General features: G+C 67.8%; 18 protein-coding genes. 10 read left to right on the top strand and 8 right to left on the bottom strand.

The features are described 5' to 3' along the window. Positions 1–33 precede the first annotated feature (33 nt). From P5W99_RS05640 to iolB, 4 genes are read left to right on the top strand one after another with little or no spacing between them, the layout of a single operon-like run. Complete coding sequence (locus P5W99_RS05640) at positions 34–2,052, top strand: bifunctional 5-dehydro-2-deoxygluconokinase/5-dehydro-2-deoxyphosphogluconate aldolase (RefSeq protein ID WP_434662176.1); 2,019 nt, start codon at positions 34–36, stop codon at positions 2,050–2,052. Beyond that, positions 2,049–4,046 carry a 3D-(3,5/4)-trihydroxycyclohexane-1,2-dione acylhydrolase (decyclizing) gene (gene iolD, locus P5W99_RS05635; protein ID WP_434662174.1) on the top strand — a complete coding sequence of 666 codons (1,998 nt, stop codon included), beginning with the start codon at positions 2,049–2,051 and terminating at the stop codon, positions 4,044–4,046. The genes P5W99_RS05640 and iolD overlap by 4 nt, the downstream gene beginning before the upstream one ends. Next, positions 4,043–4,978, top strand: a complete 936-nt coding sequence (iolE, locus tag P5W99_RS05630; RefSeq protein ID WP_421079310.1) for a myo-inosose-2 dehydratase — start codon at positions 4,043–4,045, stop codon at positions 4,976–4,978. The genes iolD and iolE overlap by 4 nt, the downstream gene beginning before the upstream one ends. Continuing rightward, entirely contained in the window at positions 4,975–5,778 is an 804-nt protein-coding gene (iolB, locus tag P5W99_RS05625) for a 5-deoxy-glucuronate isomerase (protein ID WP_421079309.1), read from the top strand. The genes iolE and iolB overlap by 4 nt, the downstream gene beginning before the upstream one ends. A 7-nt stretch (positions 5,779–5,785) precedes the next feature. Here iolB and P5W99_RS05620 read toward each other — a convergent pair whose 3' ends face one another. Next, positions 5,786–7,414 carry a methyl-accepting chemotaxis protein gene (locus P5W99_RS05620; protein ID WP_421079308.1) on the bottom strand — a complete coding sequence of 543 codons (1,629 nt, stop codon included), beginning with the start codon at positions 7,412–7,414 and terminating at the stop codon, positions 5,786–5,788. A gap of 186 nt (positions 7,415–7,600) precedes the next feature. Between P5W99_RS05620 and P5W99_RS05615 the strand changes: the two genes are divergently transcribed. The 5 genes from P5W99_RS05615 to P5W99_RS05595 all read left to right on the top strand — a co-directional run bounded on the left by P5W99_RS05615 (position 7,601) and on the right by P5W99_RS05595 (position 11,625). Next, positions 7,601–7,984, top strand: coding sequence for a hypothetical protein (locus P5W99_RS05615; RefSeq protein WP_434662171.1), 384 nt, complete (start codon positions 7,601–7,603; stop codon positions 7,982–7,984). 106 nt (positions 7,985–8,090) lie between these two features. Further along, the gene (locus tag P5W99_RS05610; protein WP_434662170.1) at positions 8,091–8,519 is read left to right on the top strand and encodes a hypothetical protein; all 429 of its coding nucleotides are present in this window, start codon (positions 8,091–8,093) and stop codon (positions 8,517–8,519) included. Between the two features lie 236 nt (positions 8,520–8,755). After that, the gene (locus P5W99_RS05605; protein ID WP_421079305.1) at positions 8,756–10,000 is read left to right on the top strand and encodes an MFS transporter; all 1,245 of its coding nucleotides are present in this window, start codon (positions 8,756–8,758) and stop codon (positions 9,998–10,000) included. Between the two features lie 176 nt (positions 10,001–10,176). Further along, positions 10,177–10,662, top strand: a complete 486-nt coding sequence (locus P5W99_RS05600; RefSeq protein ID WP_421023605.1) for an adenosine-specific kinase — start codon at positions 10,177–10,179, stop codon at positions 10,660–10,662. 6 nt (positions 10,663–10,668) lie between these two features. Then, positions 10,669–11,625, top strand: coding sequence for an ATP adenylyltransferase family protein (locus P5W99_RS05595; RefSeq protein ID WP_434662168.1), 957 nt, complete (start codon positions 10,669–10,671; stop codon positions 11,623–11,625). Here P5W99_RS05595 and P5W99_RS05590 read toward each other — a convergent pair. From P5W99_RS05590 to P5W99_RS05560, 7 genes are all read right to left on the bottom strand, one after another. Further along, a complete protein-coding gene (locus P5W99_RS05590) occupies positions 11,611–12,315 on the bottom strand; it encodes an ABC transporter ATP-binding protein (RefSeq protein WP_421079303.1) in 705 nt (234 codons plus the stop codon). The two genes, P5W99_RS05595 and P5W99_RS05590, sit on opposite strands and share 15 nt — an antisense overlap. Then, positions 12,312–13,115, bottom strand: a complete 804-nt coding sequence (locus tag P5W99_RS05585; RefSeq protein WP_434662166.1) for an ABC transporter ATP-binding protein — start codon at positions 13,113–13,115, stop codon at positions 12,312–12,314. The genes P5W99_RS05590 and P5W99_RS05585 overlap by 4 nt, the downstream gene beginning before the upstream one ends. After that, positions 13,112–14,440, bottom strand: a complete 1,329-nt coding sequence (locus tag P5W99_RS05580; RefSeq protein WP_421079302.1) for a branched-chain amino acid ABC transporter permease — start codon at positions 14,438–14,440, stop codon at positions 13,112–13,114. Before P5W99_RS05580 ends, P5W99_RS05585 begins: the two co-directional genes overlap by 4 nt. 6 nt (positions 14,441–14,446) lie before the next feature. After that, positions 14,447–15,412 carry a branched-chain amino acid ABC transporter permease gene (locus tag P5W99_RS05575; RefSeq protein ID WP_434662163.1) on the bottom strand — a complete coding sequence of 322 codons (966 nt, stop codon included), beginning with the start codon at positions 15,410–15,412 and terminating at the stop codon, positions 14,447–14,449. 45 nt (positions 15,413–15,457) lie between these two features. Beyond that, entirely contained in the window at positions 15,458–15,919 is a 462-nt protein-coding gene (locus P5W99_RS05570) for an acyl-CoA thioesterase (protein ID WP_421079300.1), read from the bottom strand. 70 nt (positions 15,920–15,989) lie between these two features. Continuing rightward, a complete protein-coding gene (locus tag P5W99_RS05565) occupies positions 15,990–16,520 on the bottom strand; it encodes an NUDIX domain-containing protein (RefSeq protein WP_421044055.1) in 531 nt (176 codons plus the stop codon). A gap of 198 nt (positions 16,521–16,718) precedes the next feature. Further along, positions 16,719–17,981 carry a YbfB/YjiJ family MFS transporter gene (locus tag P5W99_RS05560; protein ID WP_434662460.1) on the bottom strand — a complete coding sequence of 421 codons (1,263 nt, stop codon included), beginning with the start codon at positions 17,979–17,981 and terminating at the stop codon, positions 16,719–16,721. A 125-nt stretch (positions 17,982–18,106) separates the two neighbouring features. Here P5W99_RS05560 and P5W99_RS05555 point away from each other — a divergent pair, with 125 nt between their 5' ends. Then, positions 18,107–19,036, top strand: a complete 930-nt coding sequence (locus P5W99_RS05555) for a LysR substrate-binding domain-containing protein (RefSeq protein WP_421079299.1) — start codon at positions 18,107–18,109, stop codon at positions 19,034–19,036. The last annotated feature ends 117 nt before the right edge of the window (positions 19,037–19,153 follow it).

Genomic DNA, 19,153 nt, shown 5'->3' with positions numbered 1-19,153 from the left:
ATACGTGCGGGACCGAATACGACAGGAATGCTCATGGCTCTCCCCAGCACCTCCCCTTCGCGCTTCGCGAGCGCGCGCAGCCGCGACATCGTCTGCCTCGGCCGGCTCGGCGTGGATCTCTATGCGCAGCAGGTGGGCGCGCGGCTCGAGGATGTCTCCACCTTCGCCAAGTATCTCGGCGGTTCGTCGGCGAACATTGCCTTTGGCTGCGCGCGGCTCGGCCTGAACGCGGCCATGCTCACGCGCGTCGGCGACGACCATATGGGCCGCTTCCTCACTGAAACACTCGCCAAGGAAGGCTGCGATACGAGCCACGTGCGCATCGACCGCGAGCGGCTCACCGCCCTGGTGCTGCTCGGCTTGAAGGACCGCGATACCTTTCCGCTCATCTTCTATCGCGAGAACTGCGCCGATATGGCCGTCGATGCGGGCGACTTCGACGAAGCCTACATTGCCTCGTCGAAAGCGCTGCTCATCACCGGTACGCACTTCTCGACCGAACAGGTGAACCGCGCGAGCCTCGCCGCGCTCGACTACGCGCGCCGCAACAACGTGCGCACCGTGCTCGACATCGACTATCGGCCCGTGCTCTGGGGCCTGACCGGCAAGGCTGACGGCGAAACGCGCTTCATCGCGAGCGCAGGCGTGAGCGAGCATCTGCAACGGATCCTGCCGCGCTTCGACCTCGTGATCGGCACCGAGGAAGAGTTCCGCATCGCGGGCGGCAAGGAGAACCTCCCCGTCGCGCTCAAGCGCGTGCGCGAGGTCACGGCCGCCACGCTGCTCGTGAAGCGCGGCCCGCTCGGCTGCCAGATCGTCGAGGGCGCAGTGCCCGATTCCCTCGATACCGTGCCGTTGCAGCGCGGCGTGGAAGTCGAAGTGCTCAACGTGCTCGGCGCGGGCGACGCGTTTGCGGCGGGCTTTCTTTCGGGCTGGCTGCGCGACGCGCCGCTCGAGGACTGCGCCCGTGCGGCCAATGCGTGCGGCGCGCTCGTGGTCTCGCGCCACGGTTGCGCGCCTGCCATGCCCACACCTGCAGAGCTCGACTATTTCCTGCGCGAAGCCGCAATGGACCCCGTGCGCATGCGCCGCCCCGACCGCGACGCGACGCTCGCCCGACTGCATCGCGTGACGCCCGCGCGCAAACAGTACGACGAGGTGCTGGGTTTCGCATTCGATCATCGCAACCAGTTCTTCGACCTCGCCCAGCAAACCGGCGCCAGCGAGGCGCGTATCTCGCACCTGAAGAACCTGTTCGTCGACGCCGTGGCGCAGACCGAAAGCGAGCTCGGCTTGCAAGGCCGCATCGGCGTCCTGATCGACGACCGCTACGGCCAGGACGCGCTCAACGCGGCAACCGGGCGCGACTGGTGGATCGGCCGGCCGGTCGAGCTGCCGGGCTCGGTGCCGCTCGTGTTCGACCATGGCCGCTCGATCGGCACCACGCTCGCAGCCTGGCCCATCGGGCATACGGTGAAGTGTCTCGTGCAGTTCCACCCCGACGAGCCCATCGAGCAGCGCCTCGAACAGGAAGCGCAGCTCTGCGCGCTCTACGACGCGGTCCAGGCAAGCGGCCACGAACTGCTGCTCGAAGTGATTCCGCCGAAGTTCGATGGCAAGCCGAACGCCCCCGACACAGTCTATCGCGCGCTCAAGCGGCTCTACAACATCGGCCTCTACCCCGAGTGGTGGAAGCTCGAACCGATGGACGCGGCGCAGTGGCGCGAGATTGACGCGCTGATCGCCGAACGCGATCCGTATTGCCGTGGCGTGGTGCTGCTGGGCCTCTCGGCGCCCATCGAGCAATTGACGAGCGGCTTTCGCGCGGCGGCGGCTTCGCAGACGTGCCGCGGCTTCACGGTAGGACGCACGATCTTCTACGAGCCGAGCCTCGCCTGGCTCGCGGGAGAAATCGACGACCAGGAACTGGTCGCACGCGTGCGCCGCGCCTTCGAGGCGCTGATCGCGGCTTGGCGCGCAGCGCGAAGCGAGGTACAAGACCCGACACAGCAGCGCGATGCTCACGCCACGCATGAGGAGAAAGCAGCATGAATCAGCGCATTGCTCCCAACGCTGGCACATCACAGACAACGCCCGACGCCCAGCCCAATACCCCTGCCGCTACGATGCGCCTCACCACGGCACAGGCACTGGTGCGTTTTCTCGCGGCGCAGCGCGTAGCCTGCGATGACGGCTCAGGCCGTACAGAGCCGCTGTTCGGCGGCGTGTTCGCCATTTTCGGGCACGGCAACGTGGCGGGCCTTGGCGAGGCGCTTTATCACTATCGCCACGAATTGCCCACGCTGCGCGCGCACAATGAGCAAGCGATGGCGCACAGCGCGATCGCCTATGCAAAGGCACATTTCCGCCGCCGCATGATGGCCGTCACGACCTCGATCGGTCCAGGCGCCACCAACCTCGTGACAGCCGCCGCGCTCGCGCACGTGAACCGCCTGCCGCTCCTGCTCTTGCCCGGCGACACGTTCGTCTCGCGCGAACCCGACCCGGTGCTTCAGCAAGTCGAAGATCCTCATGATGGCGGCGTCTCCGCCAATGACGCGCTCAAGCCGGTGTCGCGCTATTTCGACCGCATCGTGCATCCCGCGCAGTTGCTCACCGCCTTGCCGCGCGCACTGCGCGTGCTCACCGACGCTGCGCAGTGCGGCCCGGTCACGCTCGCGCTGCCGCAGGACGTGCAGGCCATGGCGTGGGACTATCCCGCGAGCTTCTTCACACCGCGCCTCGTGAACTTTCATGCGAATGTGCCAGTGCAAAGCGAGATCGACGCGGCGCTTGCGCAACTGCATCGCGCCAAGCGTCCGCTCATTGTCGCGGGCGGCGGCGTGCTCTACTCGCGGGCCGCGGCTCAACTCAAGGCGCTCGCCACCGCGCGCGGCATTCCGGTGGCAGAAACGCAGGCGGGCAAGGGCGCGCTCGCCTGGGACGACGCGCTCAATGTGGGCGCCATCGGCGTGACGGGTTCGCCCGCCGCGAACGCGCTCGCGCGCGACGCCGACTGCATCCTCGCGGTGGGCACGCGCCTGCAGGACTTCACGACCGGCTCGAATTCGCTGTTCGCGCACGCACACGTGATCGGCGTGAACGCGAACGGCTTCGACGCGCTCAAGCACAACGGCCTGACCGTGGAGGCCGATGCGAAGCTCGCGCTCGCGGCGCTCGGCGACGAGCTCCTCAACTGGCGCGCGGACGCGAACTGGACCGCCTGCGCGCGGCGCCTCGCCGACGAATGGCGCGCAAGCGTGGACGCGCTCACCCACGCGCCGCAGGAGCGTCACAGCCTGCCCTACGATGCCGATGTGATCGGCGCCGTGCAGCGCTCGTCGAGCCGTTCGTACACCGAAGACATTGTCGTATGCGCGGCCGGCACCCTGCCCGCCGAACTGCACAAGCTCTGGCGCGCAGGTCAGCCGGGCGCGTACCACGTCGAATACGGCTACTCGTGCATGGGCTACGAGATCGCGGGCGGGCTGGGCGCGAAGCTCGCGCGGCCCGATCGCGAAGTCATCGTCATGGTGGGCGACGGTAGCTACCTGATGATGAACAGCGAGATCGCAACCTCGGTGATGCTCGGTGCGAAGCTCATCATCGTCGTGCTCGATAACCGTGGCTATGGCTGCATCAACCGGCTCCAGCAGGCCTGCGGCGGCGCGCCGTTCAACAACCTGTTCGAGGACTGCGCGCAAGGGCCGCTCGGCGCGCCGCGCATCGACTTCGCTTCGCACGCGCGCGCGCTGGGCGCGCAGGCCGAGCACGTCGCCAACATTGCGGAACTCGAAACCGCGCTGCAACGTGCGCGCGCGGCCTCACGCACCTACCTCATCAGCATCGACACCGACCCTGCACGCACGACCGAGGAAGGCGGCTGGTGGTGGGAAGTCGCCGTGCCCGAGGTATCGACACGTGCTGCCGTGCGCGAAGCGCGCGAGCACTATGACGCGCATCTCGCTACGCGCGGCCGGCGCGAGCGGACCGGCGATGCGCAGCCCACGACCCCATCCAGGCATGACGAGACGGAACCCACATGAGCGCATTCGACGTACGCATCGGCATCAATCCGCTGTCGTGGATGAACGACGACCTGCCCTCGCTCGGAGGCGAAACGCCGCTCTCCGTGGCGCTCACCGAAGGGCGCGAGATCGGCTACGAAGGCTTTGAGCTCGGCAACAAATTTCCGCGCGAACCGCAGGCGCTCAAGGCATTGCTCGCGCAATACGATCTGTCGCTCGTGTCGGGCTGGTACTCGGGCATGCTGGCACATCGCAGCGTGGCGGCGGAGATCGAGGCCGTCGGCCCGCATCTGGATTTGCTCGCGCAAAACGGCGCCACCGTGATGGTGTATGGCGAAGTCGCCGATTCGATTCAGGGCGCGCCGCGCCCGCTCTATCAGCGCCCGCGCTTTTTCAGCGAAAAGCAGTGGGACGACTACGCCGCGCGCGTGGAGGGGTTCGCGCGTCATACGCTTTCGCGCGGCGTGCGGCTTGCGTATCACCATCACATGGGCGCGTATGTGGAGACGCCCGCCGACGTCGACAAGCTCATGGCGCGCACGAGCGACGCCGTGGGGCTGCTGTTCGACGCGGGCCATATCACGTTCGCGGGGGGCGACCCCGTCGTAGAACTCGACAAGCACATCGCGCGCGTCTGCCACGTGCACTGCAAGGACGTGCGCCCCGCCGTCGTGAAGCTCGCACGCAACCGCAACTGGAGTTTCCTCGACGCGGTGCTAGCGGGGGCCTTCACGGTGCCCGGCGACGGCGCAGTCGACTTTCCGGCGATCGTCGCGCGCCTGAAACAGCACGGTTATCGCGGCTGGCTCGTCGTGGAGGCCGAGCAGGATCCGGTGATCGCACCATCGTACGAGTATGCACAAAAGGGTTACCGCACGCTGCGTTCGCTGATCGATTCGCCCATTGATTCGGATAACCAGGAAAGTGGCACAAGCAAGGAGGCAGCATGAGCCTGTTGGTCAAGGCCGAGCGCGAAGGCCAGACGATCGCGCGCGTCACGCCCGCCACGGCGGGCTGGCGCTATGTCGGCTTCGCCGCGTACCGGCTCGCGGCGGACGAGTTGGTCTATGTCTACGAGACGGACCGCGAAAGCTGCATCGTCGTGCTCTCGGGCGCCGTGAATATCGAAGCAGACGGCAGGCAGTATTCGAATCTCGGCTCGCGTGACAGCGTATTCGAAGACGCCGCGCCATACTCACTCTATGTGCCGCCCGGCGTGAAGGCCACAGTGCGCGCCACCCGCGAGGCCGAGCTGGGCGTGGCGAGCGCGCCCGCACAGGGCACGCTGCCGGTGCGGCTCATCGAGCCCTCACAAATGAAGCGCTCCACGCGCGGCAAGGGCGCGAATACGCGCTACGTCTGCGATATTCTTCCGCAGACTGAACCGGCGGAATCGCTGCTTGTAGTGGAGGTGCGCACGCCCTCGGGCCATTCGTCGAGCTATCCGCCGCACAAGCACGACGCCGACCGCCTGCCGCAAGAGAGCGCACTGGAGGAGACCTATTACCACCGGCTCAATCCGCAGCAGGGCTTCGCGTTCCAGCGCGTCTATACCGACTTGCGCGATCTCGACGAGACCATGGCCGTGGAGGATCACGACGTCGTGATGGTGCCGCGCGGCTACCATCCCGTGGTCGTGCCGTACGGCTATGACTCGTACTACCTGAACGTCATGGCCGGTCCCAAACGCGAGTGGCACTTCCACAACGATCCCGCGCACGAGTGGATCATCGAGCGCGACGCGAAGTGAGGCAATGTCACGCGAGCTGAAAAGTGTTCACGAGACGTTTGAGCACCTTGGCCTGATCGTCGAGCGACTGCGCCGCCGCCGTGGCCTCTTCCACCAGCGCGGCGTTCTGTTGCGTGCCTGCATCCATTTGCGTCACCGCGCGATTGATCTCCTCGATGCCGGAGCGCTGCTCGCTCGACGCCGCCGAAATTTCGCCGATGATGTCGTTCACGCGCTTCACGGCCGACATGACTTCTTCCATGGTCCGGCCCGCGTCGCTGGCGAGCGTCGAGCCGTTCGCCACGCGCGCGACCGAGTCGGTAATCAAGGCCTTGATCTCTCTCGCCGCCGCGGCGCTGCGCTGCGCGAGATTGCGCACCTCGCCCGCGACCACCGAGAAGCCGCGTCCCTCCTCACCCGCCCGCGCCGCTTCGACCGCGGCATTGAGCGCCAGAATGTTGGTTTGAAACGCAATGCCCTCAATCACACCGATGATGTCGGCGATGCTTTTCGCGCTCTCGTTGATCTCATTCATCGTGGCCACCACGCGGCCCACCACGGCGCCCCCCTTCTGCGCGATCTGCGAAGCGTTGCCGGCCAGCGTGCTCGCTTGCTGCGCGTTTTCGGCGTTCAGGCGCACCGTGGAGGTCAACTGCTCCATGCTGCTCGCGGTGCGTTCGAGCGCAACGGCCTGCGCCTCGGTGCGGTGCGAAAGATCGAGATTGCCCGTTGAAATCTGTCCCGATGCAGCGGCAATCGCTTCCGCGCTCGCGGCGATCTCGGCCACAGTCGCCGAAAGCCCTTTCTGCATGTCCCGCAACGCGCCCAGCATGCTGGACGCGTCGCGCGCGTGAACCTCGACCGGCTGTGCGAGATCTCCCGAAGCAATACGCGCGGCAATGGCCTTCGCATGGGCGGGTTCGCCGCCGAGTTGGCGCGCGAGTCGCCTCACGACCCATTCGCTCACGACGAACGCGAGCACGAAGAGACCCGCCGTCGCCGCAGCGATCATCACGAACGACGATTCGTAGATGAACGCCGACGCCGCGATCGTCGCCTTGGCGGCAGCGCCGCGCTGTGCAACGAGCCGATCGACGAGCGTTTCGAGCTTCTCCGTTTCGACGAGCAGCGACACGTCCCGCGTGCCGACTTGCCAGTTCATCTGCGAAAGATCGAGCGGCTGCGCCTTCACCAGCGTGACAAACTCGCGCAATTGCCCGCTCCATGTTTGCACCGCCGCCGCGAACTGCTTTTGCTGGGCAAGCGCGTCACTTCCCGACTGAGCCGAATATTGTTCGAGCACTTTCATTTCGGTCACGAGCGCGGCAAGATTCTTTTCGATGTCGGCGCCCAGATCGTCGCGCTCCTTGGCGGTGGTCGCCGTGAGCAGCATTTTCTGCGCGCGGCTCGCCCGCAGCACCTGAGCGCGCACTTCCTCCGCCGCACGGCTGGCAATGTGGCCCTGCTCGTAGATCGATTCTGTTGAATCGTTCAGACGACTGATCTGCGCGAGCGAAAATGCGCCGATAGCCAGCGTACCGGCCAGCACCACCGCAAACGCAACGCGCAACATCGTCTTCACCGAGAGCGCCCTGCCCGCTCGCGCATCTTGCGGCACGAAACTGGCGTGCCGCCGTCCCTGCAATGCAGCTTTCATGTCTTGACGGTCTCCTTCTTGTTGTCCGGCTGCACGAGAGATTTCCCCAGGTCCGCCTCGACCCCGTCTACGGCAGATTCGCCAAAAACTTTAGCGCGGCGTGCGTCAGGCGTTTGCAATTACCCATGAGCAAGACGTCTGCACTTCGCCCCTTTGGAGCCCCGTGCTCATATAAATGAACGACGCATGCCAAACGAACTGCATAGCGCATTCTCGATGAATGTCTCGGCGCTCATGGCCGAGCCTCATGACGACGCCTCGCGAGCAGGCGCGGTGGGCGATGCGGCCGACATCGCGGCCAATATCGCGCCGGACATCGCGCCGGACATCGCGCCGCTACCGCGAGATCTCTTCGAGATCCACGGCCTGGCCGGCGAGTTGGACCACGCCGCCCCTGGCGTCCCCGCCGCCCCTGCCAACGCGGCCGGCGATCAGCCTCCCCCCGACGCCCAGTGGAGCGCGGCTGCAGAACTAGCGCCCGTACCCATGAGGGTCCGCTACGGCACACATTTCAGCCGGACTGCACGATATGGCGCCAATGATGTTCGCCGGGCAATCGCTTCGGTCTAGCGGCGCAGCCGCGTCGCGAGCCGCGGTGGCGGCGCCTGCGCCCGCCGCCCGCGCCGCGGAGTCTGGTGCGAACGTCGCCATGCCCGGCATGACGATATCCGGCATAGTGCCTCCCAGCGCAGCGACGCCCGGCATAGCGACGCACAGTGCAACGCCTCCCGCCGAGCCGGGGCGGCGCGAAGCCATCGACTCGCAGGCGCGCGCCGCGACGCACCCTGCCCCCGAGGCAGTCAACGACCGGTTCGCAGTGCTGCGTGCGTCGTTCCCCGGGTTGGCCGCCTCGGCACACCCCGATAGCCGCACGGCACCGATGCCAGCCGACGTCATCGATCCGCTGGAGCGCCACGCGGCGAGCACCGCGCGGCCGTTGCCGATGGCGCCCGAGGATATCGCCGCAGCCCTCGTCGCGGCGTTCTTCGCGGGCGCAGGCATTGCGCCCCACGAGGCAGCGACAGCCGGGCTCGACACCGAGTTCATGTACGCCCTTGGCGGCGTGGCGCGCACGCTGCTCGCGAGGCGTAGCGGGTCGTTATAGCGGGACGGGCGAGGTCCACGAGAACCGATGTGCGAAAGGTCATAAAAGAGAATCGGCCACGAATGGCCGATTCTCGACAAAATATGTCCGGACTGTTCAGTCAAGACACATTACACTGCGCTTCATAACTCCTATACATGACCTTTTCATGCCATCGCCGCGCCGGGTTCTTCATGCCTGTATGAACCCCGCTCCCGACGCAGCGCCCGCGTGAAGCCTTTTCGCTTATCGACAATATGGAAACCAGTCTCCACAAGCGCGCCGCGCCTGCGTCCGCGCCCTCGGCGACGCCCGCCTCCAGCGTGCAGCGCACCGTGTACTCCGTGCTCGGCGCGATCAGCTTTTCGCATCTGCTCAACGACATGATCCAGTCGTTGATCCTGGCCATCTATCCGATGCTCAAGGACAACTTCTCGCTGTCGTTCACGCAGATCGGCCTCATTACGCTTACCTACCAGATCACGGCCTCGATGCTGCAGCCCCTCGTGGGCGTCTTCACCGACAAGCGCCCGATGCCGTACTCGCTGCCCGTCGGCATGGGCTTCACGCTGTGCGGCCTGCTGCTGATGTCGGTGGCGCCGAGCTTCCCCGTGCTACTGGTCGCGGCGGCGCTGGTGGGCTGCGGCTCCTCGGTGTTCCATCCGGAATCGTCGCGCGTCGCGCGCATGGCTTCGGGCGGCCGCCACGGCCTCGCGCAGTCGCTGTTCCAGGTGGGCGGCAATGCGGGCACCTCGCTCGGGCCGCTGCTCGCCGCCGCGATCGTGATTCCGCACGGCCAGCGCAGCATTGCGTGGTTCTCGGTGGCGGCGCTCGTCGCAATGTTCGTGCTCACGCAGATCGGCCGCTGGTACAAGGCCCATCCGGCGATGAAGAAAAAGCGCGCCGAGGGTTCGCACGTCGCGCTTTCGCGTCGTCATGTGGCCGCCGCCATGGGCATTCTCGTGCTGCTGGTGTTCTCGAAGTACTTCTACCTCGCGAGCATCAACAGCTACTTCACGTTCTATCTGATCGACCGCTTCCACCTGACCGTACAGGCCGCGCAGATTCATCTGTTCATCTTCCTTGCGGCGGTGGCGGCCGGCACGATCATCGGCGGCCCGGTGGGCGACCGCATCGGCCGCAAGTACGTGATCTGGGGCTCGATCCTGGGTGTGGCGCCGTTCACGCTGCTGCTGCCCTATGCGAACCTGTTCTGGACCAGCGTGCTGACCGTGATCATCGGCGTGGTGCTCGCCTCGGCGTTCTCGGCCATCCTCGTCTATGCGCAGGAGCTGATTCCCGGCAAGGTGGGCATGGTCGCGGGGCTGTTCTTCGGCTTCGCGTTCGGCCTCGGCGGCATCGGCGCGGCGGTGCTCGGCCAGCTCGCCGACGCCACCAGCATCAGCTTCGTCTACAAGGTCTGCTCGTTCCTGCCGCTCATCGGCATCCTCACGGTGTTCCTGCCCGATGTGGAGGGCAAGCGCGCGAAGCAAGCGGCCTGAGAAGGCGCCTGAGCGCCGAAGCGCGTAATGCATGAACGACGGCCGGTTGCCCGCAGGGGCGCCGGCCGCTTTTCATTGCGGCAGTGCATGAAATGGCCCAAAGCCCTCGCCTTGGACACGCGGCGACTTCGTACTAGGCTTCTTGAATCACGCCGCTGCCGCGCAGGAGGTCCGCCATGCAATTGTCCACGGTAGAGATCGTCAAGCCCGAAGCCACCAACTTCATCCTCGGGCAATCGCACTTCATCAAATCGGTCGAAGACCTGCACGAAGCACTCTATGGCGCGGTGCCCGGCATCCAGTTCGGCCTCGCGTTCTGCGAGGCCTCGGGCAAGCGTCTCGTGCGCCGCTCGGGCACCAGCGACGCGCTCATCGAGATGGCCACCGACAACGCGCTGCGTATCGCGGCAGGTCACAGCTTCATCGTGTTTCTCGGTGAGGGCTACTTCCCCGTCAACGTGCTCAATGCCGTGAAAGCCGTGCCCGAGGTCTGCCGCATTTTTTGCGCGACCGCCAATCCGACCGAAGTGCTGATCGCCGAGACCGACCAGGGGCGCGGCATTATCGGCGTGGTGGATGGCGAGCCGCCGCTTGGCGTCGAAACCGGGGAAGACGTGCGCTGGCGCCTCGACCTGCTGCGCGCGATCGGCTACAAGGCCTGAGCGCCGATGGCCGCGAGCCTGCTCACGGCCCGCGCGCTGCGCGACGCCATCGCCCAGCGCACGCACCACGCGCTGCTATGCGGAGCGCTGCAGCCCATCGAAACCACGCTCACGCACATCGACGATGGCGGCGTGCGCTTTGTGGTTCGCGAGGTGTCGAGTCTCGCGCACAAGGAGGCGGCGCGGCACGCGGGTGCGCCTTCGCAAGATGCGCTGCAAACGCCGACGCCGCCGCCGCGACGCAACCCCTTTCTGCCCTATGACGAAGACCTGTGCGTCGGTGATCTTTCTTCGACGCACGTAGCACTGCTCAACAAATACAACGCGCTCGACGAGCATCTGCTGATCGTCACGCGCCGCTTCGCGCCCCAGGAAGCGCTGCTCGATCACGCCGATTTCGCAGCGCTGCTCGTCGTGCTGCGCGGTTACGATGCGCTGGTTTTTTACAACGGCGGCCCGGAAGCCGGCGCGAGCCAGCCACACAAGCATCTTCAGGCGGTGCCGCTGCCGCTCGACGTGCAAGGGGCATCGGTGCCAATCGAGACGCTGCTCGGCGCGGCTGCGCCCAACGAAAGCCGCGTGCCGGGGCTGCCTTTCGCGCACGCCTTCGCGCGGCTCGATCTGGACGGACATGCCGCTGATGAAATCGCGGATCAGGAAGCACAGCGCGCACTCGACGCCTACTGTGCGTTGTTACGCACGGCAGGCGTCGGCGCGGTTCACGTCGATGGCGTGCCGCATCAACGCACGCCCTACAACCTGCTCGTCACGCGCCGCTGGATGCTGGTCGTGCCGCGCGAAACGGAACGCGTCGCGGGCATCTCCGTGAACGCGCTCGGTTTCGCGGGCTCGCTGTTCGTGCGCGATGCGGAGCAATACGAAACGCTCGCGCGCATCGGGCCGATGACGGCGCTCGCGCGCGTCGCAAAACCAGATGCACCGCCGGCGTCAGCCCACGCCTAGCCAGTCGCGCACGATGCCTTCGCGCTGCGCAAGCGTTCCTGGCGTGCCCTCGAACACGATGCGTCCATGCCCCATCACCGCGATGCGGTCCGCGAGCCCTGGTGCAAGTTCGAGGCGCTGCTCGATGAGCAGCACCGCAATGCCGCGTTCGCGCAGCGCGCGCAGGCACGCGCCGACGCGCGCGGCCATCTGCGCGGCAAGCCCCTCGGCGGGCTCGTCGACGATCAGGAGATCGGGATCGCCCACGAGTGCACGGGCCAGCGCGAGCATCTGCTGCTCGCCGCCCGAGAGCACGCCCGCGCGCGCGCTGCGGCGCTCGCGCAGGATCGGAAACAGCGCGCGAGCGTCGTCGATGGTGAAGCGCGGAGCGCCACGCTTCGCGAGACCGAGACTCAGGTTCTCGGCGACGCTCAGGGTCGGGAACACGTCGCGCTGCTCCGCGACATAGCCCAGGCCCAGCCGCGCGATCTCGAAGGTGCGCAGCGGCGCGAGATCCACGCCCGCGAAACGGCGCACACCCTCGGCTTCGACCATCGACATCAACGCCTTCGCGAGCGTCGAGCGCCCGGAGCCGTTGCGGCCCGCGAGCGCGACGATCTCCCCCGCGCCGATGCGCAGATCGACGCCATGCAGCACCTGGCTCGCGCCGTACCACGCGCGCAGATTCCCGACTTCGAGCAGCGCGGTCATGGCGAGCGCCTCCTCATGTGTTCGGGGGCGTTGAAGCGGGCATTGAAGCGGACATCGAAATGCGCGCCCAGATAGGCGTCGCGCACGGCTGCATCAGTGCGAATCGCCTCGGGTGTTCCGGTCGCGATCACGCGCCCCTGCACCAGCACCGAAACGCGGTCGGCGAGGCCGAACACGGCATCCATGTCGTGCTCGATCAGCAACACCGTCTTGCCCGCCGTGGTCGCGCGGATCAGATCGACGGCGCGCGAAGCTTCGGCGCGATTCATGCCGGCGGTGGGCTCGTCGAGCAGCAGCGTGTGCGCGCCGCCGGCGAGCGCGAGACCCAGATCGAGCGCGCGTTGCTCGGCGTAGCTGAGCGCCGCGGCCTCGCGTTGCGCGGCGTGCGCGAGGCCCAGGGCGTCGAGCAGTTCGGCCACGCGTGCGTCGGCGCGCGCCGAGCCCAGCCAGCGCGCCGCGAGCCCCGCACCGCCGCGCAGCGACGCCAGTACCGCGCAGCGCAGGTTTTCGCGGGCCGGCAGGCGCGCGAACACGCTCGTGGTCTGGAAGCTGCGCGCAAGGCCGCGCCGGGCGAGCACGGCGCTCGTCAGGCGCGTGACGTCCTCGCCGTGCAACACGATGCGTCCGGCACTCGCGCGCTGCTCACCCGCGATCAGACTGAACAGCGTGGACTTGCCTGCGCCATTGGGACCGATCAGCGCGTGGCGCTCGCCCTGGCGCACGTCGAGATCGACGCCGCGCAGCACGGCCGTCGCGCCAAAGCGTTTCTCGACGCCGATGAGTTGCAGCGCGGGCGTCATGCCGCCTCCTTGCGCCGGTCGAGCGTGTCGAGCCGCTCGTGCTGATCGAGCGCGCGCACGGCGTGCCGCGCGCGGCGCGCCGTCCAGAACGCCACGCCCGTCAACACGCCAATCGCCATGGCGAGCCCCCACGCCGCACGTGCCGAGAGCACGGCGAACCACGCGCCCGCAGCGTCGTCGCCGAAGCGCAGCGCATAGGCCCATTGCACCGCCAGCACGAGCGCCAGCGCGCCGCACGCAACCGCGAGCGCGGCCATCGTCCAGTACGCGCCGCATTGCCGCCAACCGTGCCGGGCGAGCGCTGCGCGCTGACGCGCGGCAAGACCCGCGAGCCCGTCCGGCGCCGCCAGCACCACGACGATGAAAAAGAGCCCCACGTACAGCATCCACGCCCGCGACATGTTCGCCACGCCCACGCTGAACGCGACCCACACCAGCGCGCCGAGCACCGGCCCGAAGAACGATGCAGTCCCGCCCGTCACGGTCGCGATCAGCACGGCCGCCGAGCGCATCATGCCGACGCTTTCGGCGGCAGCCAGTTCCACATTGATGAGCGTGAGCGTGCCGGCGACACCGGCGAAACCCGCCGCGAGCACGATCATTACTGTTCGCACACGCGCCGGCGACGCGCCGAGCGACGCGGCGCGCACCGGGTTGTCGCGCACCGCGTTGGCGAGACGCACGAACGGCGCGCGCGACAGCACGCGAATCACGACGCTTGCAGCCAGGCACCAGGCGGCAATTACCCAGTATGCCTGACGATCCGGTCCGAAGGTCCAGCTTGCCGCGGCTCGCACCATTGACATGGCCGGCCCGCTGGCGCGGTCGATGGCAACGCCCGCCTCGCCGCCGAACCAGTCGGGCAGCGCCCACGCGGCAGCGGCAACGAGCTCGCCGAGCCCGAGCGTGATCATGGCGAACGCGGTGCCGGCGCGGCGCGCGGCGACGAGCGCGATCACTGCGCCGACCGCAGCGCCCGTCACACCGCCCACGAGCGGCAGCAGCGGCAACGGAATCGCGTACTGATTGAAGACGTGTGCAGCCGCAAGCGCCCCGAGCCCCGCGGGCGCCGCGTGGCCGAATGACAGCAGCCCGGTTTCGCCGAGCAGGAGGTTGTACGAGAGTGCGAAGACGATCATCGTCGCCGCCTGGGCGAGGCAAGCGAGCAGCCAGCCCTGCGGCACGCCAGCGGGCGAAAGCCACGCGGAAACGAACGGCGGCAGGCCAAGCAGCGCCGCGAGCGCAAGCCAGGGCGCGCAGTGGCGCCAACGCGCCGGCCGCTGGCCGGCCGTGTCCACTTCGGTGCGGGATTTATCGGCTTTCATGGCGCGTCACGCGTCCCCGCCACGCTGGCCGCGTTGGCCGAACAAGCCTTGCGGACGCACCGCGAGCATCGCGACCAGCAGCAGATACGGCAGCAGCGGCGCAATCTGCGCCAGCGTGAGCGCACGCCACGCGGGTGCGAGCGTCACCCCCAGATGTGCGGCCACGCCGCCCAGCGATACGTCGCTCGACACCGCGAAGGTTTGCAGCAGGCCTACCGCGAGCGCAGCGACGAACGCGCCGGAGAGCGACCCGAGGCCCCCCGTGACGACCACCACGAACACGATCGAGCCCATCGATTCGGCCATCGCCGGCTCGACCACGAAGAGCGGCGCGGCAACCACGCCCGCCAGCGCGGCAAGCGCGGTGCCGAGCGCGAACACCATTGTCTGCACGCGCGGCACATCGTGGCCAAGCGCTTCGACCGCCTCCCGATGCGTGAGCGCCGCGCGCACCACGAGGCCCGTGCGCGAGACGCGCAGTGCCGCGTGGATCGCGCCGAGCATCGCGATGGCCACGAGCATCGAAAACGCGCGATAGCGCGAGAAAGCCGCGCCGCCGAATCTGAAAAGCGCGCCGTCGAGCCATGCGGGCACGCTCGCCGCGAGCGGCTGCAAGCCCCAGACGAGCTTGACCAGTTCGCCGATCGCCAGGGCAGCGCCAAAGGTCAGCAACAGCGCATTGAGCGGATTGCCCATCATGCCAGTGTTGGCCGGGTGCGCTCGGCGCAGCAGCGTGCGCTCGAACGCAGCGCCCGCGAAGCCGACGGCGAGCGGCGCGAGCACGAGCGCCCAGCCGAACCCGAGCGTCGCTCCAAGCGTGACGCCCAGATACGCCCCGAGCATGTAGAAGCTCGCATGCGCGAAGTTGAGCACGCCGAGCATGCTGAAGATCAGCGTGAGCCCGGCGGACAACATGAACAGCAGCAGGCCGTAGCTTGCGCCGTTGAGCATGTCGATCACGAAAGCCTGCACGGAGGACGCCTTGGGCGGTGTTGTTGTGTCGCGTGAAGGGCGCGTTCAGGCCGGCGGCGCGCCTGCGCCCTCGGCCACCAGCGGCGCGAGCGCGGCATGCAAGGCATCGGGCAGCGCGCTCACGGGACGGCGCGTAACGCGATCGACGTAGACGTGCACGAAATGTCCCTGCGCCGCAGGCGTGGACTCGCCTTCGCGAAAGAGCCCGACTTCATAGCGCACGCTCGACGAGCCGAGCCGCGCCACGCGCAGCCCCGCCTCCACACGCTCGGGGAACGCGAGCGGCGCGAAGTAGTTGCACTGCGTTTCGACCACCAGCCCGATGGTCGCGCCGTGTTCGATATCGAGGGCGTCCTGGCGAATCAGATACTCGTTCACGACCGTGTCGAAGTAGCTGTAGTAGACGACGTTGTTGACGTGGCCGTAGACGTCGTTGTCCATCCAGCGCGTGGTGATGGACAGGAAATGGCGATAGTCGGAACGCGCGATGGCAACGGGTCGGTTCATCGGAGGAGTCGATTCATCGGACAGGTGAGGTTCATCAAAGCCGGGAGTCGGGCAGCGTAGCGGTGCGCGCTCACTGCCCGGGCCGCTCGACATATTCGAAAGGCAGGCCGCGCCGGCGCATCCAGTCGCCGAGCGCCGGGCCGGTGCCCGCACGCCATGGCCGCAGCTTCGCGGGCTCCACGAGCTGGTATTCGAGCAGCTCCGGCGAAAGCGCGATCGCGCCCGCCGCCTTCACGTGATAAGCGATGATGAGCTCGTTCTTGCGGACGAATTCGTAGACACCCACGAGTTCGACGCTTTGCGCACGCAACCCGGTCTCTTCGAACACCTCGCGCGCGATGCCCTCCTCCGGCGTTTCGCCGTTTTCGAGGAAGCCGGTGATGAGCGCGAACATGCCCTCGGGCCAGGCCGCGTTGCGCGCGAGCAGAATGCGCCCCTCGTACTCGACGATGGCGGCCACGACAGGCAGCGGGTTGTTCCAATGGACATAGCCACAGGCGAGATCGGGACACGCGAGGCGCACGCGGCCGCCCTCATGCTCGGGATCGGCGCGTTCGGTGAGGCGCGACGCGCAACGCGGGCAAAACTGGTATTCGCTCATGAATCGGTCGGGATCGCAGGGTATGCGGCAGCCGTCCGGCGGGTCGCTCCGCAACGGCGCGCAATAGCAAAAAACAGCACGAAACGGCTATTTTAGTGCGCCATCGAGGACGGCGTGCAGCGCCAATCCCTATCTCTGGCATCCCGGCAAGGGACGACGCCCTCCCTCACTCATCCTCCCTCACTCATCCTCCCTCACTCATCCTCCCTCACTCATCCTCACTCGCCCACGCGCACGCACGGCGCGCCACACGAGCCCCGCTGCGCCCGTGAGCAAGGCCAGCGCCGCGAGCCCGAGGGAAGGCGAGAACGAGCCCGTCGATGCCGCCAGCGGCGCGGCCACGAGCGGCCCCGCGATCTGGCCGATTCCGTACGCGCCGGTCGCGTAGCCCATGAGCGCGGCGGCATGCTCGCCGCGCAGCAGGCGCGCTTCGCGCATGGCGAACAACGTAATCGCCGTGAATGGCAGGCCGATCAGCACGCTGCCGAGCGAGAAGCCCACGGCGTTCGGCCAGACGATGCCGAGCGCGATGCCCAGCGACTGCAGCACATAGCAGGCGGCGAGAATGAGCCGGTTGTCCCAGCGCAGCGGCACGCGCGCCGCCGAAAGCGCGCCCACGATCAGCGCGACGCCGAACATCGGCCAGAACAGGTCGGGCCACACGGAGCCTGGCAGCGCGTGGCGCGCGATCACGGGCAGGAAGGTCGCTGTGATGCTGTAGCCGAAGCCCGGCACGCCGTAGAGGAGCACGAGCCAGAAGGCGTCGGTGCGCGACCCGTCGGCCGGGGCCGCCGGCATGGCAGTTCGGGCCGGGGACAGGGGCGCGGCCACCGCACCAGGCGGCTCGCTTGCATCGTCGCCGAACACCGGCCACACGAGCGCTGCGATCAGCGCGCAGATCAGCCCGAAGCCGATCCAGCCCGCCTGCGCGCCCAGGCCACCCGCCGCGCTCACCATCACCCCCGTCGCGACGATGCCAACTCCCGGCCCCGTGAAGATCACCCCGCCCCACGCGTTCGCGTCGAGTTGCGCGAGGCGCCGCAAGCCCCACTGCGACGCGAACACGAACGTCGCCGCGCTCACCGCGCCCGCCGCGAAGCGCACCATCGCCCAGATCCAGAACGAATGCGTCAGGCCCATCGCGACGATCAAAAGCGCCGTTGCCGCCAGCCCGGCGCGCACGATGCGCGCGGGCGCGAAGCGCAACGCCACGCACCCCACCGCGCCGACAAAATAGCCCGCGTAGTTGAGCGACGCCAGCCAGCCGCCATGGCGCAAATCCAGCGCGCCGCCATGCAGCATCAACGGCAGCAGCGGCGTGAACGCGAAGCGCCCGACGCCGAGCGCCACCGCCAGCACCGCCATGCAGGCGAGCGCGGCGCGCCGCGCGGCGTGCCGACGATGGGCCGGACGCGTGGGAAGCACGTGGGAGGCATCGGCGCGGGAAGCAATGTCGTTCATGATCGGCAGCGGCTCACTGGAGATGGCGGGGGCGTCGCACAGGACGCCGGTGTGAGCATCGTAGTCGCCGATAACGTTCACGAAAAATGAATTATGATGAACAGATCCATCCCCAGGAGAGAATCATGGATCTCGCCGCGCTCGCGATCTTTCGCGCCGTCGTCCGGGAAAACGGCGTGACGCGGGCCGCCGCCAAGCTCAACCGGGTTCAATCGAACGTCACCACGCGCATCAAGCAGCTCGAAGACCAGCTCGGCACGCCGCTCTTCACGCGCGACGGCCGCCGCCTCGTGCTCACGCCCGCGGGCGAGAGACTGCTGCCCTACGCCGAGCGCCTGCTCGCGCTCGCCGACGAGGCGCGCCACGCCGTCAAGGCGGGCACGCCGAGCGGACGCCTGCGCCTCGGCACCATGGAAAGCATGGCGGCCACCCGCCTGCCGGGCATCCTCGCGCGCTACCACCAGAACTGGCCGGAGGTCACGCTCGAACTGGAGACCGGCACCACGGGCCACCTGATCGAGCGTCTGCGCGAGTTCGAGGTGGACGCCGCGCTGATCGCGATGCCGCTCGCCGGCCCGCCCGACGCCGAAACCTTCGACTACGTGCCGGTATACCGCGAGGAGCTGGTGATGATCACACCGCGCGGCCACCGGCCGATCCGCCAGCCCGGCGACGTCGCGCTCTCGACGCTCGTGGCGTTCGAGCGCGGCTGCGCCTACCGCGACTATGTGGAGGCCTGGTATCTGGAGCACGGCATCCGGCCCACGCGCGTGCTGGAGCTCGGCTCGTATCACGCGATCGTCGCCTGCGTGGCGGCGGGTGCCGGCGTGGCCGTTGCGCCTCGCGCCGTGCTCGAACTGCAGCGCAACGCCGACGAAGTGGCGATTCACTCGTTCGGCAAGCTCGGCCAGGTCGATACACTGCTCGCGTGGCGGCGCGGGCACTTTTCGCCCGCGCTGGACGTCTTGAAAACCGCACTGCTGGCGCATGCGCAAAGCGAAGCGCGCGCTCGCGACGAGACGGCCAGGGCAGAGCGTTTGCCAACGAGCGCCTGAGCGCAACCGGAAGCGACCCAACCCTGCCTGCGGCGCGCACCCAAACAAAAAGGGCCGCCCTTACGGACAGCCCTCTTGCATTGGTCCCATCGATCGCCGCGGCTTCCCAGCCGCGCG

The organism is Paraburkholderia sp. A3BS-1L (genome assembly GCF_051125215.1).
GTDB lineage: Bacteria > Pseudomonadota > Gammaproteobacteria > Burkholderiales > Burkholderiaceae > Paraburkholderia.
This window is presented reverse-complemented; position numbering and strand designations above follow the sequence as displayed.